Source organism: Stenotrophomonas sp. Bg11-02 (assembly GCF_002836635.1).
Lineage (GTDB): Bacteria > Pseudomonadota > Gammaproteobacteria > Xanthomonadales > Xanthomonadaceae > Stenotrophomonas > Stenotrophomonas lacuserhaii.
Map to the genome: position 1 here is coordinate 24,554 of NZ_PJAY01000063.1, position 23,143 is coordinate 47,696.

General features: G+C 67.2%; 23 protein-coding genes and 1 tRNA gene. 11 read left to right on the plus strand and 13 right to left on the minus strand.

The window, feature by feature from the left end:
* The first annotated feature begins 69 nt into the window (after positions 1–69).
* Positions 70–417, plus strand: coding sequence for a RidA family protein (locus CXG43_RS13490; RefSeq protein ID WP_042615079.1), 348 nt, complete (start codon positions 70–72; stop codon positions 415–417).
* A gap of 466 nt (positions 418–883) precedes the next feature.
* Here the strand turns inward: CXG43_RS13490 and rnfB are convergent, their stop codons facing one another.
* From rnfB to CXG43_RS13515, 5 genes are all read right to left on the minus strand, one after another.
* Positions 884–1,333 (minus strand): Rnf electron transport complex subunit RnfB, encoded by a 450-nt coding sequence (rnfB, locus tag CXG43_RS13495; RefSeq protein ID WP_101100382.1) that lies wholly within the window; start codon positions 1,331–1,333, stop codon positions 884–886.
* Between the two features lie 25 nt (positions 1,334–1,358).
* Positions 1,359–1,952 (minus strand): HAD family hydrolase, encoded by a 594-nt coding sequence (locus tag CXG43_RS13500; protein ID WP_101100437.1) that lies wholly within the window; start codon positions 1,950–1,952, stop codon positions 1,359–1,361.
* 28 nt (positions 1,953–1,980) lie between these two features.
* The gene (metG, locus tag CXG43_RS13505; protein ID WP_101100383.1) at positions 1,981–4,065 is read right to left on the minus strand and encodes a methionine--tRNA ligase; all 2,085 of its coding nucleotides are present in this window, start codon (positions 4,063–4,065) and stop codon (positions 1,981–1,983) included.
* A gap of 97 nt (positions 4,066–4,162) precedes the next feature.
* Positions 4,163–4,606 (minus strand): DUF2147 domain-containing protein, encoded by a 444-nt coding sequence (locus CXG43_RS13510; RefSeq protein WP_101100384.1) that lies wholly within the window; start codon positions 4,604–4,606, stop codon positions 4,163–4,165.
* A 138-nt stretch (positions 4,607–4,744) separates the two neighbouring features.
* Positions 4,745–5,143 carry a VOC family protein gene (locus CXG43_RS13515; protein WP_101100385.1) on the minus strand — a complete coding sequence of 133 codons (399 nt, stop codon included), beginning with the start codon at positions 5,141–5,143 and terminating at the stop codon, positions 4,745–4,747.
* 148 nt (positions 5,144–5,291) lie between these two features.
* On the opposite strand from CXG43_RS13515, the gene CXG43_RS13520 reads away from it, so the two are divergent.
* On the plus strand, positions 5,292–6,674 hold the full coding sequence (locus CXG43_RS13520) for a hypothetical protein (RefSeq protein ID WP_157825144.1): 1,383 nt from the start codon (positions 5,292–5,294) through the stop codon (positions 6,672–6,674).
* A gap of 51 nt (positions 6,675–6,725) precedes the next feature.
* Here CXG43_RS13520 and CXG43_RS13525 read toward each other — a convergent pair whose 3' ends face one another.
* The 3 genes from CXG43_RS13525 to CXG43_RS13535 all read right to left on the minus strand — a co-directional run bounded on the left by CXG43_RS13525 (position 6,726) and on the right by CXG43_RS13535 (position 10,170).
* On the minus strand, positions 6,726–8,621 hold the full coding sequence (locus CXG43_RS13525) for a DUF885 family protein (RefSeq protein ID WP_101100387.1): 1,896 nt from the start codon (positions 8,619–8,621) through the stop codon (positions 6,726–6,728).
* A 95-nt stretch (positions 8,622–8,716) separates the two neighbouring features.
* A complete protein-coding gene (locus CXG43_RS13530; RefSeq protein WP_101100388.1) occupies positions 8,717–9,490 on the minus strand; it encodes a queuosine precursor transporter in 774 nt (257 codons plus the stop codon).
* Positions 9,490–10,170, minus strand: coding sequence for a DUF502 domain-containing protein (locus CXG43_RS13535; RefSeq protein ID WP_101100389.1), 681 nt, complete (start codon positions 10,168–10,170; stop codon positions 9,490–9,492). Before CXG43_RS13535 ends, CXG43_RS13530 begins: the two co-directional genes overlap by 1 nt.
* Before the next feature lie 85 nt (positions 10,171–10,255).
* Here CXG43_RS13535 and CXG43_RS13540 point away from each other — a divergent pair, with 85 nt between their 5' ends.
* Positions 10,256–11,569: a hypothetical protein gene (locus tag CXG43_RS13540; protein ID WP_157825145.1), complete on the plus strand. Its 1,314-nt coding sequence runs from the start codon at positions 10,256–10,258 to the stop codon at positions 11,567–11,569.
* 19 nt (positions 11,570–11,588) lie between these two features.
* Here the strand turns inward: CXG43_RS13540 and CXG43_RS13545 are convergent, their stop codons facing one another.
* The 4 genes from CXG43_RS13545 to trxA form a co-directional block, all read right to left on the minus strand.
* On the minus strand, positions 11,589–12,383 hold the full coding sequence (locus CXG43_RS13545; RefSeq protein WP_157825146.1) for a protocatechuate 3,4-dioxygenase: 795 nt from the start codon (positions 12,381–12,383) through the stop codon (positions 11,589–11,591).
* Positions 12,373–12,843, minus strand: coding sequence for a DUF4442 domain-containing protein (locus CXG43_RS13550; RefSeq protein ID WP_101100392.1), 471 nt, complete (start codon positions 12,841–12,843; stop codon positions 12,373–12,375). The genes CXG43_RS13545 and CXG43_RS13550 overlap by 11 nt, the downstream gene beginning before the upstream one ends.
* Before the next feature lie 70 nt (positions 12,844–12,913).
* A complete protein-coding gene (locus tag CXG43_RS13555) occupies positions 12,914–14,551 on the minus strand; it encodes a CHASE2 domain-containing protein (protein ID WP_332870929.1) in 1,638 nt (545 codons plus the stop codon).
* A 168-nt stretch (positions 14,552–14,719) separates the two neighbouring features.
* Positions 14,720–15,571 (minus strand): thioredoxin, encoded by an 852-nt coding sequence (trxA, locus tag CXG43_RS13560; protein ID WP_101100393.1) that lies wholly within the window; start codon positions 15,569–15,571, stop codon positions 14,720–14,722.
* A gap of 116 nt (positions 15,572–15,687) precedes the next feature.
* Between trxA and CXG43_RS13565 the strand changes: the two genes are divergently transcribed.
* The 5 genes from CXG43_RS13565 to nadD all read left to right on the plus strand — a co-directional run bounded on the left by CXG43_RS13565 (position 15,688) and on the right by nadD (position 21,586).
* Positions 15,688–16,302, plus strand: a complete 615-nt coding sequence (locus CXG43_RS13565; RefSeq protein WP_101100394.1) for a DUF998 domain-containing protein — start codon at positions 15,688–15,690, stop codon at positions 16,300–16,302.
* A 99-nt stretch (positions 16,303–16,401) separates the two neighbouring features.
* Positions 16,402–19,041 carry a leucine--tRNA ligase gene (gene leuS, locus CXG43_RS13570; protein ID WP_101100395.1) on the plus strand — a complete coding sequence of 880 codons (2,640 nt, stop codon included), beginning with the start codon at positions 16,402–16,404 and terminating at the stop codon, positions 19,039–19,041.
* A 175-nt stretch (positions 19,042–19,216) separates the two neighbouring features.
* Positions 19,217–19,867 (plus strand): LPS assembly lipoprotein LptE, encoded by a 651-nt coding sequence (gene lptE, locus CXG43_RS13575; protein ID WP_101100396.1) that lies wholly within the window; start codon positions 19,217–19,219, stop codon positions 19,865–19,867.
* 12 nt (positions 19,868–19,879) lie between these two features.
* A complete protein-coding gene (gene holA / locus CXG43_RS13580; RefSeq protein WP_101100397.1) occupies positions 19,880–20,920 on the plus strand; it encodes a DNA polymerase III subunit delta in 1,041 nt (346 codons plus the stop codon).
* A 9-nt stretch (positions 20,921–20,929) separates the two neighbouring features.
* Entirely contained in the window at positions 20,930–21,586 is a 657-nt protein-coding gene (gene nadD / locus CXG43_RS13585) for a nicotinate-nucleotide adenylyltransferase (RefSeq protein WP_101100398.1), read from the plus strand.
* Between the two features lie 19 nt (positions 21,587–21,605).
* On the opposite strand, the gene CXG43_RS19180 is transcribed toward nadD, so the two are convergent.
* On the minus strand, positions 21,606–21,875 hold the full coding sequence (locus CXG43_RS19180) for a hypothetical protein (RefSeq protein WP_157825147.1): 270 nt from the start codon (positions 21,873–21,875) through the stop codon (positions 21,606–21,608).
* A gap of 198 nt (positions 21,876–22,073) precedes the next feature.
* Between CXG43_RS19180 and rsfS the strand changes: the two genes are divergently transcribed.
* The 3 genes from rsfS (at position 22,074) to CXG43_RS13600 (ending at position 23,142) form a co-directional block, all read left to right on the plus strand.
* A complete protein-coding gene (gene rsfS / locus CXG43_RS13590; protein WP_101100399.1) occupies positions 22,074–22,499 on the plus strand; it encodes a ribosome silencing factor in 426 nt (141 codons plus the stop codon).
* Positions 22,500–22,572: 73 nt separating this feature from the next.
* Entirely contained in the window at positions 22,573–23,043 is a 471-nt protein-coding gene (rlmH, locus tag CXG43_RS13595) for a 23S rRNA (pseudouridine(1915)-N(3))-methyltransferase RlmH (protein WP_057508755.1), read from the plus strand.
* Positions 23,044–23,065: 22 nt separating this feature from the next.
* Positions 23,066–23,142: transfer RNA gene (locus CXG43_RS13600), tRNA-Asn, on the plus strand.
* Position 23,143 lies beyond the last annotated feature (1 nt).

Genomic DNA, 23,143 nt, shown 5'->3' on the forward strand with positions numbered 1-23,143 from the left:
TTGGCCATCACCACAAGCCGGTCGCGGTGGGCCAGAATGGGGCTTGTCCACAGAAAGAGGAGCACGCCCGTGTTGGAGCGTTTCGATGTTGGTCCGCGCATGTCCGAGATGACCATCCACAACAAGGTCGCCTACCTGTCGGGGCAGATTCCCGAGGACACCAGCCAGGACATCACCGGGCAGACCCGGCAGGTGCTGGAGGAGATCGACAAGCTGCTGGTGCTGGCGGCCAGTGACAAGCAGCACGTGCTGCGGGCGGAGATTTTCCTGGCCGACATGGCCGACTTCGATGGCATGAATGCCGCGTGGGACGAATGGGTGGTGGCGGGCATGACGCCGGCGCGTGCGACAGTGGAAGCCAAGCTGGCGCATGCAGAGTGGAAGGTCGAGATCGTGGTGACCGCCGCGGTCCCTTGATGCTGAGGGGCTGATGCGTTGGCGGGCTGCGTCCGGCACCTGATCTTCAAGCAACGGCAACGGCAACGGCAACGACAAAAGCTGCAGGGCTGTTGCGTTGGTGGGGCGGGGTGGCTGTGCAGGACACGCCGCAAGTACGTCCGTGTAGGCTCGCTTTTCGCATCCCTGCGAAAAGACGGTCCTGCACAGCCACCCCGCCCCACCTTCGACAGGTCCATGGGGGCCATGGACAAGGCAGTGGTTGGAAGGGGGGGTAAACATGGGGTCAGAGTCCTTTCGCGTAGCGAAAGGACTCTGACCCCTGCCTTTATCCTCTTCATTACGCGGGTGGCGGCCACCGGAACCTGTCAGGGGCCGGGCGGGGAGGCTGTGCGGGGCCTTGAGCGGCAGGAGCCGCGAAGAGCTACATGGACGTACTTGCGCGTGCCCCGCATAGCCTCCCCGCCCGGCCCCCCCAGCTATAGCTTCAAACAGCAGCCACCCGCGAGGGGGTCTCACCCGTTCGACCCACCAGGTCGATGCAGTCCACCGGACACGGCGGAACACACAACTCGCAGCCGGTGCAAAGATCGGCAATCACCGTGTGCATGTACTTGGCCCCGCCGACGATCGCATCCACCGGGCAGGCCTGGATGCACTTGGTGCAGCCGATGCAGTCGGCTTCGATGATCACCGCCACCTGCGCTGGCTTGTGCTCGCCGCGGCTGCGGTCATACGGCAGCGCCGGCACGCCCAGCACCTGCGCCAATGCGCGCGCACCGGCATCACCGCCCGGTGGGCAGCGCTCCACGCCGGCTTCGCGGCGGGCCATCGCCGCGGCGTAGGGGCGGCAGCCGTCGAACCCGCACTGGCCGCATTGGGTCTGCGGCAACAGGCGGTCCAGCCGCTCCACCAGCGGGGGAGGCATCAGGCTCATGCGGGGCGATGGCGGCGAAGGGGAATCATCGTTCCAGTGGTTTTCCGCGATACCAGCGGTCATGGGCGAGGGCGAGCATCGGCGCGTCCTCGCGGCTGTCACCGTAAGCATGGATGCGCGTGTAACGGGATAGATCGAAGCGCTGCCGGATGTGCTGGGCCTTGCGGGGGCCGCAGTCACCGCCGGCATAACGGCCGGTCAAACGGCCCTCGCGGGTTTCCAGCTGGTTGCAGATCAACTGCAGTCCCAACGTGTCGCACCAAGGCCGCAGGTACAGATCAAGCGACGCCGACACGATGGCTACGGTGTGGCCCTGGGCCTGGTGCCAGCGTATCTGTTCGAGCATTTCCGGGCGCATCATCTCCGGCAACGCATCGCGTGCGTAGCCGGCGGCCAGCAGCGCGATGTCATCGGCGTGGCGGCCACTGAACACCAGCGCGGTGACGCGGGCGCGGATGCGCTCGGCGCTGATCAGCCGCAGCCGGAAGGCGGCCAGCCAGGGCCCCACCAACCACCAGGCGCGCGCCCGTTGTTCGGGCGTGGCCACCCGCCGCAGGAAGCGGCGGTAGCTGTCGGCCGTGGTGACGGTGTCGTCGAAGTCGAACAGCGCCAGCTCCATCGCACCCTCCGGCGTGGCCTGTTGCAGGTCAGCGGACCGGCATGCCCGGCAGCGCGGCACTGTCGGCGTCCAGCAGCGCCAGCGCACCACCGTCAAAGCCGGCCGACAGGATCATCCCTTCGCTCAGGCCGAAGCGCATCTTGCGCGGGGCCAGGTTGGCGATGAACACCACGCTGCGCCCGACCAGCTTTTCCGGTTCGCCGTAACTGGCGCGGATACCGGAAAAAATCTGCCGGGTGCCCAGCTCGCCGGCGTCCAGTTCAAAGCGCAGCAGCTTGTCCGAACCCTCCACGAATCCGCAGGCAAGCACTTTGCCGATGCGCAGGTCCAACTTGGCGAAGTCGTCGATGCCGATGTACGCCGGTGCGGCGTCGCCCTGCGGCGCGCTCGCGGCGGCAGCCGGCTTGGCTTCGGCCTTGGCGGCAGGTGCGGCAGCGGCGACGGGGGCAGCGGCGATCGGCTGCAGGGTGTCCTTGGAGGCGTCGGTCATGGCGTCGATTTTCTTCGGGTCGATTCGGGTGAACAGCGCAACGTAGTCGTTGATGCGATGGGCCAGCAGCGGCTGCGCCAGTGCGGTCCAGTCGCTGACCGGTGCGGCCAGGAAGGCTTCGGCCTGCGCCGAGGTGGCAGGCAGCACCGGCTTGAGCGCGGTGACCAGTACCCGGAACAGGTTCAGGCCCTGGGTGCACACCGACTGCAGCTGCGCATCGGCGCCTTCCTGCTTGGCGATCACCCACGGCTTGACGTCGTCGATGTAGCGGTTGGCTTCGTCGGCCAGCGCCATCGTCTGGCGGATGGCGGCTGCCGGATCGTTGCGTTCGTAGGCTTCGCGGATCGGCGCGAGGGCCTCGACGAAACGCTGGTACTGCGTCGGATCGGGCAGCTGCGTGGCCAGCTGGCCATCGAAGCGCTTGCTGATGAAGCCGGCGCAGCGGCTGGCCAGGTTGACGAACTTGCCAACCAGGTCGGCGTTGACGCGGGCGATGAAGTCGCCCAGGTTCAGGTCGAGATCGTCCACCCCACCGGAGGATTTGGCGGCGTAGTAGTAACGCAGCGCTTCCGGTTCCAGCCCGGCATCCAGGAACGTCCGCGCCATCACGAAGGTGCCGCGCGACTTGCTCATCTTCGCCCCGTCCACGGTCAGGTAGCCGTTGACGTGCAGTCGGGTCGGCGCGCGGTGGCCGGTGGCATGCAGCACCGCCGGCCAGAACAGGCCGTGGAAATTGACGATGTCCTTGCCGATGAAGTGGTGCAGTTCGGTGGAGGTGCCGGCGCGCAGGTGCGATTGGAAATCCACGCCGGTCTTCGCGCACAGCGTCTGGAAGCTGGACAGGTAGCCGATCGGAGCATCCAGCCACACATACAGGAACTTGCCCGGGTGGCCGGGGATCTCGAAGCCGAAGTACGGCGCATCGCGCGAGATGTCCCACGCGCGCAGGCCCCCGTCGGCGTTCATCCATTCCATCAGCTTGGCCTTGACGCCGGGCAGGGCGACATCACCGCCCAGCCACTCGCGCAGGAAGCCTTCGAACCTGCCCACTTCGAAGAAGAAATGCTCGGAATCGCGGACTTCCGGGGTGGCCCCGGAGATCACCGATTTCGGCTCCTTCAGGTCGGTCGGGCTGTAAGTGGCGCCGCAGACTTCGCAGTTGTCGCCGTACTGGTCGGCGCTGCCACAGTTCGGGCAGATGCCCTTGATGTAGCGGTCCGGCAGGAACATGCCCTTGGCCGGATCGTAGAACTGCGCGACCGAACGGCGGCTGACGTGGCCTTCCGCTTCCAGCTTCAGGTAGAACGATTCGGTCAGCGCCTTGTTGGCAGCCGAGTTGGTCGAATCGTAGTGGTCGAAGTCGACCCCGAAGGCGGCGAAATCGCGCTCGTGGCCAGCCTGGATGCCGGCGATGAACACTTCCGGGGTCAGTCCGGCCTTTTCGGCGGCCAGCATGATCGGGGTGCCATGGGTGTCGTCTGCACAGACGAACCAGGTGGTGCCGCCGCTCATTCGCCGCGCACGCACCCAGATATCAGCCTGGATGTAGCCCACCAGGTGGCCCAGGTGCAGCGGGCCGTTGGCGTAGGGCAGGGCGGTGGTGACGAGCGCGGTACGGGTCATGGTCACGGCGTGCAGCGAGGGGAATCCCGGATTATCGCACAAGGGGGTCGGATGGCCTTCCAGAAAAGGGCGATCCGACCTCCGTGACCGCCTGCGCTTACTCGCGCTGCCAGGTCTGGGCGCGGCAGATGAAAGCCACGCAGCCGGACACGTCCAGGCGGGTGCCGCCGGGCTGCAGTTTCATCTTGGATTTGTAGGTCTTGCCGTTGGCCGGGTCCAGGATGGTGCCGCCGGACCAGCTGGCGGTGCCGTCGGACGTCAGGTTCCACAGGATGGTCATGCCACGCACGGGCTTGTCCTTGTTGGTGCCGCTGCAGTCGCTGCAGACCGGGTTCGGCCCCTTGTCCGACTGCAGGATGTCGACCACCTTGCCGCTCAGCGTGCCGTTGCCGGCCTGGGTGATCTCCACGATCGACTTCACCTTGCCGGTTTTGTCATCGATGGTCTTCCAGCGGCCCACCGCCGAATCGGCGGCGTTCGCTGAAAGCGCGGCCACGCACAGCGGCAGCGCCAGCAGCAGGGTCTTGAAGGTGTTGCGCATGGTCCCCTCCCAGGGCTTTGGTTCACTGCCAGCGGCAGTGCCGGCATGTGCCGACTGTATACCCATCCGGGTGGGTATGGTGCAAGCAAGGGGCGGGAGAGCGTGACGACCAACGGTCGTCACCCACAACAACGGCCGTCACTGCGCCGTTTCGTACAGCTCCAGCGGCAGGTCATCCGGATCGGCGAAGAAGGTGAAGCGGCGGCCGGTGTACTCATCCACGCGGATCGGCTCGCACTCTACGCCGTGCCGGGCGAGGTGCGCGATGAACGGTTCCAGCGCCTCCACCCGGAAGGCCAGGTGGCGCAGCCCCTGCGCTTCGGGCCGGCTGGGGCGCGGCGGCGGGCTGGGGAAGGAGAACAGCTCCAGCTGGCTGCCATCGGGCAGGGCCAGGTCCAGTTTCCAGGAGTCGCGTGCGGTCCGGTGATGCTCGGCCAGTACCGCCAGGCCGAGCACGTCGACGTAGAACGCCCGCGAGCGGACATAGTCGGCGCAGATCAGGGCGACGTGGTGGATGCCTTGCAGGCCAAGGGCCATGGGGAGTGCGCCTGGGAGGGCCGGCCATGATCTCAGATCACGCCGCGCAGCGTGATGGACTCCGGGCGCCGCATGGACGAAATGCGAAAGCGCCTGGGCCATGCCGCGTGCAGCCTTGGGCCTCCTCCGCATGCAGAGAGTGCCCTCCGTGACCACCCCTATCAGCGAGTCTCCCGTCACGTACACGTCGTTCATTTCCGTACAGCTTGCGTCCAAACCTTCCGTGCCGAGGGCGCTGTCGACCCTGCGAACGCTCAGCAATCCCGCGCGCGACGAACTTCCCTCCAGCTTGAACCGCACGCCGGTGGCTGCGCATCCTGGACCGGCTCATTACTCTGCAGTGGCAGCTTCGTCGCCCAACGCAGCGGCCGGTGCCAGCGACTGGAAGGATTACGTCGGTCATCTGCAGCAACAGGACAAGGTTCCCGGCGCAGGACGCTCGGACCCTGATCAGGGCGTAGTGATACCGTCCAATATCAGCGTGAAGCAGATGCTCGCGTTCCTTCGCAACCAACCGCCGGCAACGCCCGCCGGTGTGGCGCAGGGGGGGCGCCCGCCAACGCCCGCGCCCGCAGCGGCGGCGGCCGTGCACGTTGCTGCCGTCGCGGAGTCGGCAACCGTGCCGTCGGTGTCCGTGCTGCAGACTGACGATCCGGTGTGGGTCGATGACCCGTGGGAACTGACGACGCTGCTGGACCAGATGGAACACCCGCATCGAGCCGCCGAAGCGGAGGCCGCGTCAATCGACGCGCAGCTGCTGGAAGAGGAGCGCGCACTGGATGAGGAACTCGGCGCGCTCGCTGAAGCGCAGCGTCCGCGTGGTGCCAAGCCTCCGATGATCCTTGAGGAGGACGAGGAGAATCCCTTCCAAGCGTCCGAGCTCGTCGGGACGATACCGCGCTGGGAGCAGGGCAGGCTGCGCAGCGAAGCGATGTTGCGCGCGAACGCAGCGCTTGAAGAAGAGAATGCAGAACCGGTGTTGCGTTCGCCCGGGCGCCGGGGAAACGTGAAATTTGACCAGGTCGAAACCAGCCGGGTGCTCGAGGTTGACGCCGAGTCGGGCGAGTTGGTTTCAGTGATAGACGCCTTCTTCCTGACCAAAGAGCATGATGGAAAATGGAAGCCGAATCAGTCCAAGCAGTCGATATCGCCGCACCAGATCAGCGACAACCCAGGCACCGGCCCACGTGTGGCCGCGTTCGCAATGCCGCGCGTCCTGACGGCTGCCGATGACAGTGGCTGCGTCGTGCATTCGGTGTTCCACGAAGATCGGTATGACCAGCCGACCCATGCCGAGATGGGTGAAGCCTTCTGGTCCGATCTCGGCCGGGACGACGCGCCGGCTGAGCCGCTCGCCAGTGGAAGTTTCTGGGGCGACCTGGTCCGGTACAACGAGCCGGCTGAGCCGGGCGTGGGCGAGGCGTTCCTTCAGCTGCAGCAGCTGCAAAAGCTGCAGGAGCTGCATGGCAAGTTGGAAGCCGCGCTGCGCCACAACCAGCAATTGAAAGAGGAGGTCGGCGTCTACTTGTGACCTTTGGCCTGTGCCGGATCCCGTGCCCTGCGGCAGCGGGATCCGGCCCCATCAGCGGCCGGGTTGCGCCTGCCAGCGGCTCATCCGCTGTTCCAGGATGTCCAGCGGCATGGAGCCGTCCTTCAACAGTTCGCCATGGAAGGCGCGCAGGTCGAAGGCGCCGCTCTGCGCCTGCCGGGCGCGGTCGCGCAGCTCCACGATCTTCGCCTCGCCCAGTACGTTGGACAGCGCCTGTCCGGGCTGGGCCATCATCCGTTCCACTTCGGCGTTGGCATCGTCGACGGCCATGCCGGTGTTCTGCTCCAGATACTCCACCGCGCGCTTCTTGTTCCAGCCCTGCGCGTGGATCCCGGTATCGGCCACCACGCGTGCCGCGCGGGTCAGCGCGGCGTGCAGGTAGCCGATATGGTCGTAAGGATCGGCATACAGCCCCAGCGGCTCGCCCAGCGATTCGGCATACAGGCCCCAGCCTTCAACGAAGGCCAGATCGCCGCCGAGACGTCGGAAACGGGGCAGCTTTTCGATTTCCTGCTGCAGTCCCAGCTGTACGTGATGGCCCGGCACGGCCTCATGCAGGTACAGCATGGGCACGCTCCAGCGCTTGCGTGCGGGCAGGTTGCTGGTGTTCACCGACAGCACGGCGGGGCGGCTGCCGTTGACGCCGGGCTGGTAGGACGCCGCTGCCGAGGAAGCGGCGCGGTCGGCTTCGACCGGCTGGATCTCCAACGCGGCCTTGGGCAGGGTCTGCAGCACGCTGGGCAGTTTCGCGGCCACCTGTTGCTGTACCTGCCGATAGCGGCCCAGCAGCGCATTGGCATCGCTGTACTGGAACTGCCTGTCGCTGCGCATGCGCTGCAGCAGCTTGGCTTCGCTGCCGCGCAGCTTGTTGTCCTTCATCACCGCGGCAATCTGTGCATGCAGGGCCTGTACGCGCTGTTCGCCCCAGGCATGCAGCTGGGCCGGATCCTGGGCGGTGGCGGTGGCCTGGCGCAGCGTGCCGGCATACCACGCCGCGCCATTGGGCAATGCGCCCAGGCCCGCGGTTTCGCGCGTGGCCGGCAGGTATTCGGTGGCGATGAACCCACGCAGCGCGCGGTAGGCGGGCATGATGCGGAACTCGATCATGCGCTTGTACTCGGCGCTGATGCGGGTCTTCTCTTCGGCCGGGATGGTCTCCGGCATGGTCCGGATCGGCGTCCAGAAAATGCTTTCTTCGGCAGTCGGCTTGATTACCGCATCCAGCTGCGGCAGCACCTTTTCCATCAGGTCGCGCGGCTGCACCACCCCGGCCGCCATGCCCTGGCGCATGTTCGCAGTGGCCTGTTCGAACAGGGCCGGGATGCCCAGCGATCGTTTTGACCAGTCATCGTAGTCCTTGACCGTATTGAACGGCTGCGCCCCCGCACCGGCGCCGAGGATGGCCATGATGCTGCCCAGGTTGTAATACTGGCTGATCGGCAGCATCCAGGAGGGGTACTGCTCGGCTGCCAGCGATGCCTTGGCATCGCGGACGAAGATCTCGTAGCTGAGCAGATCCTGCCCCTGCAGGCCGCTGCTGCCGATCTTTTCCACCTTGCCCAGCCATTGCGTGGTGAAGTCATGCGACTGCTGGCGCCAAGCCGCAGACAGGATGTTCGGTAGCTCGCCGTTGTAGCGCGCGTCGCCCTGGAACGTGGCCTGCAGGGGATTGAGCCGCATCGAGGCATCCCAGTACTCGTCGTACAGCCGCTCCAGCTGGACCGCCTTGCTGGCGGGTGCAGCGGCGGCCTGCCGGCCTGCCGCAGCTGCCGGGCGTGCACGCGGCCTGGCCTTGGGCTTGGTCGCCTGGCGGGTCTGCGCGGCTGCAGGGCGTGTGGCTTTCTTCTTGGCGGCTTCGGCCGGCGGCGCGGCGCTGAACAGCATCAACGAGGCAAGTGCGACTGCCAGGGCGCGGGCAAGCTGGGGCATCGGATATTTCCGTGGAACACAGACCGTGGAGCTTGCACGATCCAGACGCATACGGCCAGCATCGAGCGCGCAGTCAGGAAACGCCGCGTTGTCGCTCAGTCAGCTGCCGCGTCGGCCCGTAGCTGTCGTGCCCGGTCCGCACCCAGGTATTGCGTGATCGCATGCCGCATCAGGTAAAGCAAGGGAATGAGGGCAATGGCGAAGGCCATTTTGTAGACGTAATTGACACTGCTGACCGCCAGGAACAGCGACGTCGGCCACTGCTGCGGCCCCAGCACGAAGGCGATCCAGATCACCACGAAGCTGTCGATCAGTTGGGACACCGCGGTCGATCCGGTGGCGCGCAGCCACACATGGCGCTCGCCGGTAGCACGGCGGATGCGGTGGAACACCGCCACATCGATCAGCTGGCCGCCCATGAACGCGACCAGCGAGCCGGTGATGGTCCACATGCCCTGGCCGAACACCACGGCAAACGCCGCCTGATAGTCCGGCACGCCGTGCGCGCTCATCGAGCCGACCCACCAGCTGGCCGGCGCCAGCGAGATGGCAGCATACGCGAACAGGAAGCCATAGCAGATCAGGGCCGCCGCCAGCCACGAAATGAGGCGCACGCCGCGTTTGCCGAAGAACTCATTGATGGTGTCGGTCATGACGAACACCACCGGCCACAGCAACGTGCCGGCGGTGAAGCTGAGCGAACCGGTCTGGCCGAACAGGTTCCAATCCAGCGGTGCGATACCGAAGGTGTCTTCCAGCGCGAAGATCTTCACTCCGATCAGCTCGGCCAGCAGCGCGTTGGCGCAGAAGAATGCGGCCAGCCCGATGAACAGCAGGACCGCACGGTCCTGGAGCGGCCGCGCGCTCATCAGCCGCGTTCGCCAGCGCGGGTGAAGGGCACGGTTTCCGGCGCGACGGCACCGCCGGAGATGATGAAGCTCATCGCCTGGTCCACGGTCCAGTCGGTCGGCGTCAGCAGTTCCACCGGCACGATCTCCAGATAACCGGAGGTCGGATTGGGCGTGGTCGGCACGTACACCGCCGCCAGCTCGCGGCCGGTGCCCTGTTCGCGGATGACCCGGGTGACCAGGCCCACCGCCTTCATCTCACGGTGCGGGAAGTCGATCAATACCACGCGCTGGGTGGTGCCCGGCTCGGTCTGCAGCATGTCCAGCAGCTTCTTGGCGCTGTCATAGATGATGCTGGCCAGCGGAATCCGTTTGATCACCGCGCCGACCCAGCGCAGCAGGCGCTGGCCGACTACCCGGCGGCTCAGCACGCCCACGGCCAGGATCACCAGAAGAGTGGCCAGCAGCGCCACCACGTTCTGGATCCATTCGATGTGAACCCAGCCGAGGTAGTGCGGGAACCGTGTGGCGATGGGTTCGGACATCGCCACCACCAGCGGGCTGGATATGCCGGACAACAGCACGAAGACGAACTTCACCACGACCCAGGTGAGCCAGATCGGCAGCAGGGTCAGCAGGCCGGTCAGGAACAGCCGTTGCAGGGAAGGGCGGGGAGTGAGAGTGGGGGCTGGGAGTGACATCGGCGCATTGTAGCGGTCGCGTGGCGCCGGTTAGGCTCTGCTGTGTCATAGGACGTGGCAGGGAGGGGTTGCGATGGTGTCGAGGATGGCAAAGGGGGTGAGGTGGTCGGTGGTCAGTGTGCTGGGCGCGGTGGCAGCAGCGGTGTTGCTGTGGTGTGCATCGCATTTCTGGCCGATGCCCGACAAGCAGCGCAGCGCGTTGGCGCTGATGCGCACGCAGGTCCCGGCCGAAGGCCGCAACGGCTATGCGTTGCTGTGGATGCTGGACTTCGATGGCATGGACGACAGTTCCCGCGCAGCGGCGATGGCGGTGGACGCCGCACGCTGGCAGGCCGCTCCGGACCTTGCCGGCGGCGTGCGGATGAGTGCCGAAGGCGATCATCCGCGCGTGGCCTATCCACAAGGACGCTACTGCAGCGGGCCCACCGGCGCCTGCCTGGAGCAGGTGCGCAGCGACCCGCAGCGTTTCGCCCGGGCCCACGCCGGGCATGCAGGCCTGCATGCGCGCGTGTCGCAGACGGCGGCATTCAGGCATTTCACCAGCCCATGGGACAGCCAGGTCGCCGCGATCATGCTCCCGTTCCCTGCGTTGAATGGATTGACGGATCCGGTCACCGCGCACGCATTGGCCCATGTCCAGGGCGATACCGCCGGTGCCTTGCAGGGACTGTGCAGCGGCCTCCTCGCTGGCCGCCGCCTGCTGTCCGGCAGCGATACCCTGCTTGCCAGCAGTGTCGGCATGGCCATGGTGGAACTCAATGGTGGCGTGCTGGGCGAGGTGCTGGCCGAACTGCCGCGCGACGCCTCGCTTCCCGCTGCCTGTACGGCGGCGCTGCGGCCGATGACGGCGGCGGAAACCAGCCTGTGCCGACCGCTGCAGGGCGAGATGCGCTACGCCGGCATGGCTATGCGTTACTCTGCGCGATCGCCGGGTTCAGTGCTGGTGCTGGATACCGAGCGCTCCCTGGCGCGCCTCGCCACGGCGCATGCATGGGCGTGCGACCCCGCACAGCAGCAGCGATTGGGCGAGGACAGGCAGATCGCGGCGCCCACGCAGGCCACGCACGGATTCGACTGCGTGGCCAACCTGGCAGGTTGCGAGTTGAGCGATATTCCCGCGCAGCTATACCTGCGTTATGCCGGCCGCAGCCAGGACGCCGCCGCGATGGTGCGGCTGCTGGCGGCGCAGCAGTGGCTGCGCACGCAGTCGGGTTCACCCGCCGACGCGCTGGCCAGGCTGCCGGTGGCGCTACGTTCGGCAACCCGCGCCCCCCATGCGGATGCCGAGGGGCGCTGGCTTCAGGTCGCGCGGCGTGACACCTCGCGCCGGCCCGACGACCGCCTGCTGAGGGTGCCGCTGCGCTGGGATCCAGAACCTTCACGGCAAGCTGCGAAGTGAGGCGGACCCTGCACAGGCGTCAGCCGGTGGCGAGCACCACCGTCCACTCTGCTTCCAACGGTTCATCCTCCCCCACGCTGCGCGGCAGCAGGGTAACGGTCTCGCGATCTTCGGCAGACAGCGCCTGGTAGAGCAGGTCGCTGTCATTGAGTGGCTCGCCACTGAAATAGATCTGTGTCACCAGGCGATCATGCTGGCCGCGGATGTCGAAGTGGATGTGCGGGGTGCGAAGCTGATCCGGGCCGGTTCCGATGGGATACGCTCCGGGGACGATGGTCAGGAAGCGGAACCTCCCCTCCGCGTCGGTTTCCTGTCGTCCAAACCCCTGGAATGCAGGGTCAAGCGGCGCAGCCTCGTTGGCGTCGGTGGCATGCGCGTAGCGCCCGTGGGTGTTGGCCTGCCACATCTCGATCCAGGCGCCCGCCACCGGCTGGCCCAGGGTGTCGACGACGCGTCCATGCAGGTCGATCCGGGTGCCCTGCGCAACGCCCGGCTGTCCGTCGACGCGGGTAAGGTCCGCGTCCTCGTCCAGCGGTCGCTGGATGGGATAGTACGGACCCATGATGTCCTCCACGGTGATCCGGCGTTGCTGCTGCGCGGCGGCGGTGGTGGTGAACAGGGCGGTGGCCGCCCACCCGGCGGCCTGCAGGGCGTGGCGTCTGCTGATCGTTGCTGACATTTCGTTTCTCCGATGAAGATGGCGCACCGCATGTGCGCCGCACTTCATCATCGATATGCCGCGATGCGGTGCCGTGCGCTCCATCTCGGTATAAGCACAAGCGTTCGATTCGGCGGCACTCGCCTCAATCGACAATTGCGCCGCCGCGCGCCTGCGGCTTGAGCCGGATGTAGACCTGCTTGCGCACGCGCGCGATCACCTCTCCTGAAGCATCCAGTACGTCGTTGCTGTACCAGCGCAGTTGCTTGCTGCCATCGGCAGCGTCCGAGCGGATTTCCGCGAGCATTGCGTCATCGATGCGGAAGGTCGCGCGCACCGTACTACGGCCGGGCTTGAGGAATTCGATCTCGCCGGCGCGATCCCACACGTAGTAGTCGCGGCCCAGGTTGTGCATCAGCCCCAGCATCCAGAACGGATCGGTCATGGCGAACAGGCTGCCGCCGAAATGGGTGCCGACATAGTTCCGGTTCCACGGACGCATGCGCAGTTCGACGTCGATGTCACGGTAATCCGGTGACACCCGGGTTACGTGGATGCCGGCGAACAGGAAGGGCGGCCACAGATTGATGCCGTGGCGGAACAGGCTGGCTTTCATGGTGGACCGGCATCCAGGAGGGGGGATGCCAGTGTAACCATGCGGTTGCGTATGGAAAAGCGTGGCCCGCTCAGCCCGCGTCCAGCTGATAGCCGTCGCCACCAGTGGCCTTGACCCGATGCAGTGCGGCGTCCGCGCCGGCCACGAACGCCTGCGCGGACAGTTCCGGGTCCGGCACCCGGCAGAATCCGCCGATGCTGAGGGTCACCTTCGAGGCGGCCGGATCGGTCGCGGCAGAGGCAAGCCGACGTACATCGCCGATCAGGTCCTCGGCCACCTGGCGGGCACCGCCCGGCGCGGTATCGGGAAGGATCATCGCCAACGCATCGTCGCCAAGGCGGACGGCGGCGTCGCGTGGTCGGCGGGCATGGGCGGCCACCAACCGGGCGACCGCGACCAGCACCTGCTCGTCGGCCCGATGACCGGGCCGGAGGGGGTGGCCCATGCCGCGCTGCACCTCGATCAGTACGACGGTGAGCGGCCTGCGCGCGCGCAGCCCGGCCTCGCGCTCCTGCTGCAGGGTGTGTTCGAAGCGCTGCCGGTTACCCAGCCCGGTGAGCGCGTCCAGCCCGGCCCGTCGACGCCATCCGGCGATCGACCACGCGGCGACTGCGGTGATGCAAGCGAGCGCCACGACCCACGCGGCCGCGGGCGCCCACCACAGGTTGCCGGACCGCAACAATCCCAGTGCAAGCAGCAAGGGCAGGACCAGCCCGACCATCACGCCCGCCACGGTGGCTGTGCGCCCGCCACAGACCCCAAGCACGCAAAGCGCCACCACCAGCGCGCTGATGCCGTCCTGCCAGGTCCCTGCCATGACCTGCAGTGTGCGTGACTGCAGCAGCATCGAGGCCACGTGGGCCTGGAATCCGGTTGCGCTGATTACGGATCCACCGGCGCCTGGGGGCCGCAGTCCCGGTGCGATGGCAGGGGCGGCAGGCCCCACCAGAACGCGCCGGCCGTGCAGCAGGGAGGGCGCCACCCGACCTTCCAGCACCTCGACATAGGACAGCTGCGGGACCCCCTGCGGCCCCGCGTATCGAAGGCGGACGTAGTCGTCGCCGACCCATTGGAAAGGCGCGGCGTGCTGTTGCCGAACCGGCAGGCCCTTCATACGCTCGGGCAGGTCGGCGAGTGCGACGCCCAGCGCCGGCCAATGGGCTGATCCGATGCCGGCATGCAGGAAAATACCGCGTGCCACCCCATCGGCATCCACGTGCACCTCTGCGTGGCCCAGCGCGGCGGCATTGGCGGTCATCCGTGCAATGGGCAGCCGTTCTTCGGCCAACCGGCCGTCGCGGGCCGGTACCGCCAGCACCGGCAACACCACCTGGCCGTTGCGCGCGATCGCCGCCGCCAGGGCGGCGTCGGCGCCCGGATGAGAGTCAGGTTCGGACAACGGCAGGTCCAGCAGCACCCGCTTGCTGCCGGCCCGGGTCAGCCGGTCCAACAGGCGCGCGTGCACGCTGCGGGGCCAGGGCCACGGGCCGATCTGCTGCAGGCTTGCCTCATCGATGGCGACGATCAGCAGGCTGGGGTCGGCTGGGTAGCTCCAGCGGGCGAGGTAGTGGTCGAAGATCGCCTCGTCCACTGCGCCCAGCCATCGGCCATGGCTGGCGGCAGCAGCGGCCAGCCCGGCTAGCAGCGCCAGCAGCAGCCGATAGCGCCAGGCCAGCGGCTGCCGCTTCATTGCCGCCGCCAGCCACATGGGGTTACTCCTTCAGCAATCACGCGATCCTCCCCCGGGAAAGATCGGTGGAGCGATGCCCTCGGCCGCCTGGCCGGGTTTCATTCCCCCGAATGAACCGTGACGTGTACGACGCCACCGGATCAGTATCGCGTGCCGGCCGCAGGCCGGTTCTGAACGTATTTACCTTCAGAACAGCAGCGCGGCCATCTTCCGCCGGTACTGGCTGACCAATGCGGGGTCGGTGATCACGTTGAATGCATCGATCAGCGCCTTGCGCGGCAGGCCGTCATCGAAACTGCGATCTACCCGCAGCATCTCCAGGAACTGCTCCAGTGCGGCCGCGTCTTCGCCTGCCAGCAGCAACTGCACGCCGCGCAGGTGGCGGGCGGTCAGGTCACCAGCATCGGCTGCGATGCGCGCTTCCAGGGCTTCCGGGGCCGGTGCATCCTTCAGGGCCGAAGCGAACGAAAGGCGCGCGCGGGCGCGCACGGCGCGGTCATCGGTGGCCAGGTTGGCCGGCAGTCCATCGATCAGGGTGCGGGCTTCGTCCACCCCGCCGATCTGCAGCAGGGCCACGGCCAGGTCCAGACGCAGCTCGTCCTTGCCCGGTTCGGCCGCGATCTGCGCGCGCAGCACGTCGACCTGCGCCTGCGCATCCAGCGGCTCGGGCTCGGCTTCGGCCACCGGCTCGGCCGGGGCGATGCCGTGCTGGGCCAGGAACTCACGCAACTGGCCTTCGGTCACTGCACCGGGGAAACCATCCACCAGCTGGCCGCCCTTGACCAGGAACACGGTCGGCACCGAACGGATCTGGAACGCCGCGGCGATCTGCTGTTCCTTGTCCACGTCCACCTTGGCCAGCTGGAAGGCACCGTTGTATTCACCGGCCAGCTTTTCCAGCAGCGGTCCGAGGGTCTTGCAGGGCTCGCACCAGGTCGCCCAGAAATCGACCAGTACCGGCGTCTGCAGGGATTTCTGCAGCACTTCGGCTTCGAAGGTTTCGGTCACAGCGTCGAATACGTTCGGCAGTTCGCTCATGGAAACTCTGGATCTACGGCGGGAGACCGATTCTATGGTGGCGGACGCTTGCGGCTTCAACCCACCGCCGGTTCGATGTTCCACAATAGGGTCCCCGATTTCCCGAGTGCCGCTCCATGCCGACCCTGCTTCCGCGCCGTCTCGAGAACCTGCTCGGTCCTGCCGCGGCGGTGGGGTGGGTGCTGTCCGTGGCCGGTTTCGGCGTTGCGCTGGACGGCTTCGAGCAGGGGCGCCATCCGGTGGCGCTGCTTGGGGCGGGCGGCATCGCCCATGCACTCGGCTTCAACCTGCTGGGTTGGGTGCTGCCGGGCCTGCTCGCCACGGCGATGGCGCTGTGCCTGCTGGCGCGCCTGCCGGCCGGCAGCAGCTGGCTGCTGCGGGTGGCCGGCCAGCTGCTGGTGCTGGCCGGACTGGCCTTTGCCGGCATGGGCCTGTTCCCGTTGGACGTGCAGGACCTGGACGGCCCGGCCAGCCAGGCGCATGCCAGCGCATGGATGGTGTGGGCGCTGGCGTTCATTGCCGGCACGCTGATGCTGGGCGTCGGCAGCTGGCGCAGATCGCCGCCGTTGGCGCGGCTGGCGCTGGGCTGCGGGCTGGTCGCGGCGGTCACCGCTTTCGCCCTGCAGGGGGTGGTGCCGGCGCCGCTGGCGCAGCGGCTTACCTTTGCGGCGTGGGCGTCATGGCTGCTGTTGGGGCTGCGCCTGCTGGGCCCGGCCGATACCCGCCGGTAAGCGGCCGGGAGCGGGCGGCGGGCCGCCTGTCGACCGGATTGGAGGCTTTTGCCGCACTGCGGTACCCTGTGCCGCTTTGCCGCCGCACTTGTGTGTTCCATGACCAGCGTCGAACCCAACGCCTACGACCCGCAGCAGGTTGAATCCGCCGCCCAGCAGTTCTGGGACGGTACCCGTGCCTTCGAAGTCAACGAGACCTCGGACAAGCCGAAGTACTTCTGCCTGTCGATGCTTCCGTACCCGTCGGGCGCGCTGCACATGGGCCATGTGCGCAACTACACCATCGGTGACGTGATCAGCCGCTACAAGCGGATGACCGGGCACAACGTGCTGCAGCCGATGGGCTGGGACGCGTTCGGCCTGCCCGCCGAAAATGCCGCGATCAAGAACAAGACCGCGCCGGCCAAGTGGACCTACAAGAACATCGACCACATGCGCAGCCAGCTCAAGTCGCTGGGCTATGCCATCGACTGGTCGCGTGAGTTCGCCACCTGCAACCCGGACTATTACGTCCACGAGCAGCGCATGTTCACCCGCCTGATGCGCAAGGGCCTGGCCTACCGCCGCAACGCGGTGGTCAACTGGGATCCGATCGACCAGACCGTGCTGGCCAACGAGCAGGTCATCGACGGCCGCGGTTGGCGCTCCGGTGCGCTGGTGGAAAAGCGCGAGATCCCGCAGTGGTTCCTGCGCATCACCGATTACGCCCAGGAGCTGCTGGACGGACTGGACGAACTGGATGGCTGGCCGGAATCGGTCAAGACCATGCAGCGCAACTGGATCGGCCGCTCGGAAGGGCTGGAGATCCAGTTCGCCGTACGTGATGCCGAGGGCAACACGCTGGACCCGCTGCGCGTGTTCACCACCCGGCCGGACACGGTGATGGGCGTGACCTTCGTGTCCATCGCCGGCGAACATCCGCTGGCGCTGCATGCGGCCAGGAACAACCCGCAGCTGGCTGAACTGCTGGCCGGGCTGAAGCAGGGCGGGGTGTCCGAAGCGGAACTGGAAACCCAGGAAAAGCGCGGCATGGATACCGGCCTGAAGGCCATCCATCCGGTGACCGGCGAGCAGGTGCCGGTGTGGGTGGCCAACTTCGTGCTGATGGGCTACGGCACCGGCGCGGTGATGGCCGTGCCGGGCCATGACCAGCGCGACAACGAATTCGCCAACAAGTACGGCCTGCCGATCCGCCAGGTCATCGCGCTGAAATCGCTGCGCAAGGACGAAACCGCGTACGACGCCAGCCGTTGGCAGGACTGGTACAGCGACAAGAGCCGCGAAAGCGAGCTGGTCAATTCGGGCGAGTTCGACGGCCTGGATTTCCAGGGCGCCTTCGAAGCCCTGGCCGAACGCTTCGAGCGCAAGGCCCAGGGCCAGCGCCGCGTGAACTACCGCCTGCGCGACTGGGGTGTCAGCCGCCAGCGTTACTGGGGCTGCCCGATTCCGGTGATCTACTGCGACAAATGTGGCGCGGTGCCGGTGCCGGAAGAGCAACTGCCCGTCGTCCTGCCGGAAAACGTGGCCTTCTCGGGTACCGGTTCGCCGATCAAGACCGATCCGGAATGGCGCAAGACCACCTGTCCGGACTGCGGCGGCGCGGCCGAGCGCGAGACCGACACCTTCGATACCTTCATGGAGTCGAGCTGGTACTACGCCCGCTACACCTCCCCGGGCGCACGCGATGCGGTGGACAAGCGCGGCAACTACTGGCTGCCGGTGGACCAGTACATCGGTGGCATCGAACACGCGATCCTGCACCTGATGTATTTCCGCTTCTATCACAAGCTGCTGCGTGACGCGCGGATGGTGGACAGCAACGAGCCGGCGCGCAACCTGCTGTGCCAGGGCATGGTGATCGCCGAAACCTACTACCGCGCCAACCCGGACGGGTCCAAGGACTGGATCAACCCGGCCGACGTGGACGTGCAGCGCGACGAGCGTGGCCGCATCACCGGCGCCACCCTGGTGGCCGACGGCCAGCCGGTCGTGGTCGGCGGCACGGAGAAGATGTCCAAGTCCAAGAACAACGGCGTGGACCCGCAGACCATGGTCGGCAAGTACGGCGCCGACACCGTGCGCCTTTTCTCGATGTTCGCCGCACCGCCGGAACAGTCGCTGGAGTGGAACGAAGCCGGCGTGGACGGCATGGCGCGGTTCCTGCGCCGGTTGTGGGCGCAGGTGCACAAGCATGCGGCCGATGGTGCGGCCCCGGCGCTGGACGTGTCCGCGCTGGACGCCGGCCAGAAGACCCTGCGCCGCAAGACCCATGAAACCATCGGCAAGGTCGGCGACGACTATGGCCGCCGCCACAGCTTCAACACCGCCATTGCCGCGGTGATGGAACTGATGAATGCGCTGGCCAAGTTCGATGACGCCACGCCGCAAGGCCGGGCGGTGCGCCACGAAGCCCTGCAGGCGATCGTGCTGATGCTCAACCCGATCACTCCGCATGCCAGCCATGCGCTGTGGCAGGTGCTGGGCCATGGCCAGACGCTGCTGGAAGACCAGGTCTTCCCGCAGGCCGATCCAGGTGCCCTGGTACGCGATGCGCTGACCCTGGCGGTGCAGGTCAACGGCAAGCTGCGCGGCACGATCGAGGTCGCCGCCGACGCGGCGCGCGAGCAGATCGAAGCGCTGGCGGTGGCCGAACCGAACGCGGCCAAGTTCATGGAAGGCCTGACCGTGCGCAAGATCATCATCGTGCCCGGCAAGATCGTGAACATCGTCGTCGGCTGACCCCGGCCGCGCCACCGCGGTGGGTGACGCCAGGCTCTGGCGGGTGACGCCAGGCTGTGGTGGGTGACGACCGTTGGTCGTCACCGCCTTCCCGGGCCCCGATGATCAACCGTCATTCACGCCTCATCGGGCAGGCTGTATTGCCGCAGCCGCCCGGCTACTACAGACTGTGTCCATGACCCGAATCCTGCTTGCCCTTCTCTTCGCCCTCGGCCTGGCCGGTTGCGGCTTCCACATGCGCAACAAGCTGATGCTGCCGGCCGACACGGCAGCAGTGAAGGTGGTCTCCACCGCGCCCTACAGCGAGCTGGCCAAGCTGCTGCGACGCAGCCTGCGGGCGTCCGGGGCGACCCTGGCCGATGACGACTCGACCGCGCCGGCCGCGCAGCTGCAGGTGCTGTCCGAGCGCTGGGGTGACCTGCCGATCGCCATCGACGCACAGGGTCGTGCGCAGGAATACAGCCTGCGCTACGCGGTGATCTTCATCTTCCGCCGCGAAGACGGCAGCGAACTGGTGCCGCAGCAGGTGATCGAGCTGTCGCGCGATTACGTTTCCCCGCCGACCGACGCCACCGGCACCACCACCGAGCGCGAGATCCTGGCCGATGAGCTGCGCCGTGAAATGTCGGCCTCGATCATCCGCCGCATCGACAGCGTGGTACGCAACGAGCTGCGCGAAGGCCGCAGCATCTCGGCCCCGGTCGAGGCGGTCGACGGCCAGGTGATTCCGGCAGGCCCGGCGCCGGCCGGCGTGCCGGCCATCCAGACCACCATCCCCACTGCCAAGCCCATCCCCCAGCCGGCCACCAAGCCGGTGCAGGACTGAGCCGGCACCCGGATGGAACAGCGCCCGGAGCAGCTGGCCAGCGCCACCGGCGGTCAGCCGCTGGCGCCCGTCTATCTCATCGCCGGGCCTGAAACCCTGCGCGTGCTGGAAGCGGCCGATGCGGTGCGCGCAAAAGCGCGCGCAGAGGGCATCAGCGAACGCGAAGTATTCGATGCCGATGGGCGCGATTTCGACTGGGGACGGCTGCAGGCGGGGTTCAACGCGCCCAGCCTGTTCAGTGCACGCCGCCTGATCGAAGTGCGGCTGCCCAACGGCAAGCCGGGCAAGGAAGGCGCCGAAGTCATCAGTGACTTCTGCGCCTCACCGCCACCGGACGTGGTGCTGTTGATCAGCGCCAATGAATGGAGCAAATCGCACCAGGGCAAGTGGGCCGATGCCGTAGGCCGTGCCGGCGTGATTTCGGTAGCGTGGGCGATCAAGCCGCACGAGCTGCCTGAGTGGATCGAGCGCCGCCTGCGTGGCAAGGGCCTGCGCGCCGATCCACAAGCGGTGCAGCGGCTGGCCGAGCGGGTGGAAGGCAACCTGCTGGCCGCCGCGCAGGAAATCGACAAACTGGCCCTGCTGGTCGAATCCGGGCAGGTGCTGGATGTGGAAAAGATGGACGCGCTGGTGGCCGATGCGGCCCGCTATGACGTTTTCCGGCTGGTGGAGTCGACCTTCTCCGGCCAGCCCACCGCGGTGCTGCGGATGGTGGCCGGGCTGCGCGCCGAAGGCGAGGCGGTGGCCGCCCTTATGCCGATTGTCATCCGTGAACTGCTGGCTGGCGCTGCGTTGGCCCAGGTGCAGGCGCGGGGCGGCAACCTTGCCGCGGAAATGAAATCACGCGGCATCTGGGAGTCCCGCCAGGCGCCGTACAAGCGCGCGCTGCAGCGGCACCCGGAAGCCAAGCGCTGGGAGCGCTTCGTTGCCGAAGCCGGGCTGGTGGATCGCATTGCCAAAGGGCGCGCCGACGGTGACCCGTGGCTGGCCCTGGAACGCCTGCTGGTGGCGGTGTCCGAAGCACGCGCGGTACGCCTGCTGGCGCGCGCCTGAGCGCTGGCCATGGGCCTTCGCATCTATTACGGCGGCACGTTCGATCCGGTGCACAACGGGCATCTTGCCATTGCCCGTGCCGCACGCGATGCCTTGAACCTGCCGATACGGCTGCTGCCGGCGGCCGACCCGCCGCACCGTCCGGCACCCGGCGCCAGCGCCGAGCAACGTTGCCGGATGCTGCAGCTGGCGCTTGCCGATGAAACCGGATTGCTGCTGGATCGCCACGAACTGGAGCGCGCCGCCCGCCATCGGCAACGTCCGTCCTACACCGTGGATACCCTGACCGAACTGCGCCAGGCGTTCGGCGCGGATACGCCGCTGGCCTGGCTGGTGGGGGCCGACAGCCTGCTGTCGCTGGCCACCTGGCATCGCTGGCAGGACCTGTTCGGGCTGGCGCATTTCATCGTCGCCGAGCGCCCCGGCAGCAGCTTGCCGCAGGTGGTGGAGGGCGTGCTGGGCCAGGCACTGCACGGCCGCTGGACCGACCAGCCGCAGGACCTTGAGGATGCAGCGGCAGGGCGTGTGCTGCGCCTGCATCAGCCGCTGCGCAGCGAGTCGGCCAGCGAGGTCCGCGCCCGCATCGCCGCCGGCGGCACCTGGCAGGCCCTGGTACCGCCGGCGGTGGCGGGTTACATCACCGGACATCGGCTTTACGGTGTGTGATCCTGGGGCTTGGCAGCTGTCATCCGCCCGTCGTGGTGCAGGTCACCGACGCGGGAACCTGGCCGCCGAAGGTGGCGCGGGTATGCTCGTAAATGGCACGCAGGACGGCCTGTTTGTGATCGGGTTCATTCACTACCAACGGTAGGTGGACGCTTCCGCGCGTATCGCACCGCCAGGCAACGCAACCCGGGCAGGGATCCCCTTCAGGACCTACTGGCGCCTGGACGGGCGCTGCAGCGCTACCAAGCGCGATACCCGAGGCGACGACGAAGGTGGCAAGCAGGCTCATGGTGATGCTCCAGTCAATGGGAAAGGGCGCGCAACCGGCGGGCCACCATCATCGGCTCGCCCAACCGGGCCCGTTATCAGGCATAGCCGGCGGCGCGGGTCAGGTCAGCGGCTTGTCCGCCTGGGGGCTGAATCCGGTGAATGCCTCCCGCGCCGGTCCCACGTATAATCCCCCCTACGTTTATCGAGTCGACCCGCTTTGAGCAACCAGCCCCAACCCCAGACCATCAAGGTCGAACTGCCCAACCCGCCGCCCTCCGTGGAGCAGCTGTTGGCCTGCGTGACCGACGCCACCGAAGAGCTGAAGGCCAAGGACGTGGTCACCATCGACGTACGCGGCAAGTCCAGCGTCGCCGATTACTTCGTGATCGCCTCGGGTACCTCGTCGCGTCACGTGAAGTCCATCGCCGAGGAAGTGGTCCGCTTCGCCAAGAAGCTGGACATGATGCCGTTGGGCGTTGAAGGCGAGCGCGAAGCCGAATGGGTCCTGGTCGACCTGGGCGATGTCGTGGTCCATGTCATGCTGCCGCGCGTGCGCGAGCTGTATGCGCTGGAGCGCCTGTGGACGGTGGGCGACCAGCGTGGCCAGCACGAAGAAGAAGAAGGCCAGGACGACGAGGTCTGATCGACCGGCCTGCTGCCCGTGGTGTACCCCCCGACGGCGCCGATGGCGCCGTTGGACGTTATGAGGAAGCCTGATGAAAGCGCGACTGATCGCCACCGGTGAACGCGCCCCCAGCTGGGTGGCGCAGGGCTTTGCCGAATACCAGAAGCGGCTCTCGCACTGGCTGCCGTTCGAGCTGGTGGAGATCGAGCCGGGCCTGCGTGGCAAGGGCCGCGATGCGCGCCGTGCGACCGACGACGAAGGCAAGCGGGTGATTGCCGCGCTGCCGAAGAATGCCTACGTGGTGGCGCTGGACGTTCCCGGCCGACAGCTCAGCTCGGAACAGTTGGCGCAGCGGCTGGAGCACTGGCGCGGGCAGGGCAGGGACCTGGCGTTCCTGATCGGCGGGCCGGAAGGGCATTCGTCGGAGGTATCGGCACTGGCGGATGAAAAATGGTCGATCGGCCCATTGACCCTGCCGCACATGCTGGTGCGCCTGGTCGTCGCCGAACAGCTGTATCGCGCCGCGGCGATGTTGGCCAACCACCCCTACCATCGCGCGTGAAGAGTCGTTATACTGGTCGTCTGCCCGAATAGCTCAGCCGGTTAGAGCACTTGACTGTTAATCAGGGGGTCGTTGGTTCGAGTCCAACTTCGGGCGCCAT

Excerpts from the sequence above, each read along its gene's own strand:
- rnfB (WP_101100382.1), bottom strand. The coding sequence starts at position 1,333 with ATGAGCCTGATGCCTCCCCCGCTGGTGGAGCGGCTGGACCGCCTGTTG.
- CXG43_RS13500 (WP_101100437.1), bottom strand. The coding sequence starts at position 1,952 with ATGGAGCTGGCGCTGTTCGACTTCGACGACACCGTCACCACGGCCGAC.
- metG (WP_101100383.1), bottom strand. The coding sequence starts at position 4,065 with ATGACCCGTACCGCGCTCGTCACCACCGCCCTGCCCTACGCCAACGGC.
- CXG43_RS13510 (WP_101100384.1), bottom strand. The coding sequence starts at position 4,606 with ATGCGCAACACCTTCAAGACCCTGCTGCTGGCGCTGCCGCTGTGCGTG.
- CXG43_RS13515 (WP_101100385.1), bottom strand. The coding sequence starts at position 5,143 with ATGGCCCTTGGCCTGCAAGGCATCCACCACGTCGCCCTGATCTGCGCC.
- CXG43_RS13525 (WP_101100387.1), bottom strand. The coding sequence starts at position 8,621 with ATGCCCCAGCTTGCCCGCGCCCTGGCAGTCGCACTTGCCTCGTTGATG.
- CXG43_RS13530 (WP_101100388.1), bottom strand. The coding sequence starts at position 9,490 with ATGAGCGCGCGGCCGCTCCAGGACCGTGCGGTCCTGCTGTTCATCGGG.
- CXG43_RS13535 (WP_101100389.1), bottom strand. The coding sequence starts at position 10,170 with ATGTCACTCCCAGCCCCCACTCTCACTCCCCGCCCTTCCCTGCAACGG.
- CXG43_RS13540 (WP_157825145.1), top strand. The coding sequence starts at position 10,256 with ATGGCAAAGGGGGTGAGGTGGTCGGTGGTCAGTGTGCTGGGCGCGGTG.
- CXG43_RS13550 (WP_101100392.1), bottom strand. The coding sequence starts at position 12,843 with ATGAAAGCCAGCCTGTTCCGCCACGGCATCAATCTGTGGCCGCCCTTC.
- CXG43_RS13555 (WP_332870929.1), bottom strand. The coding sequence starts at position 14,551 with ATGTGGCTGGCGGCGGCAATGAAGCGGCAGCCGCTGGCCTGGCGCTAT.
- trxA (WP_101100393.1), bottom strand. The coding sequence starts at position 15,571 with ATGAGCGAACTGCCGAACGTATTCGACGCTGTGACCGAAACCTTCGAA.
- CXG43_RS13565 (WP_101100394.1), top strand. The coding sequence starts at position 15,688 with ATGCCGACCCTGCTTCCGCGCCGTCTCGAGAACCTGCTCGGTCCTGCC.
- leuS (WP_101100395.1), top strand. The coding sequence starts at position 16,402 with ATGACCAGCGTCGAACCCAACGCCTACGACCCGCAGCAGGTTGAATCC.
- lptE (WP_101100396.1), top strand. The coding sequence starts at position 19,217 with ATGACCCGAATCCTGCTTGCCCTTCTCTTCGCCCTCGGCCTGGCCGGT.
- holA (WP_101100397.1), top strand. The coding sequence starts at position 19,880 with ATGGAACAGCGCCCGGAGCAGCTGGCCAGCGCCACCGGCGGTCAGCCG.
- nadD (WP_101100398.1), top strand. The coding sequence starts at position 20,930 with ATGGGCCTTCGCATCTATTACGGCGGCACGTTCGATCCGGTGCACAAC.
- CXG43_RS19180 (WP_157825147.1), bottom strand. The coding sequence starts at position 21,875 with ATGAGCCTGCTTGCCACCTTCGTCGTCGCCTCGGGTATCGCGCTTGGT.
- rlmH (WP_057508755.1), top strand. The coding sequence starts at position 22,573 with ATGAAAGCGCGACTGATCGCCACCGGTGAACGCGCCCCCAGCTGGGTG.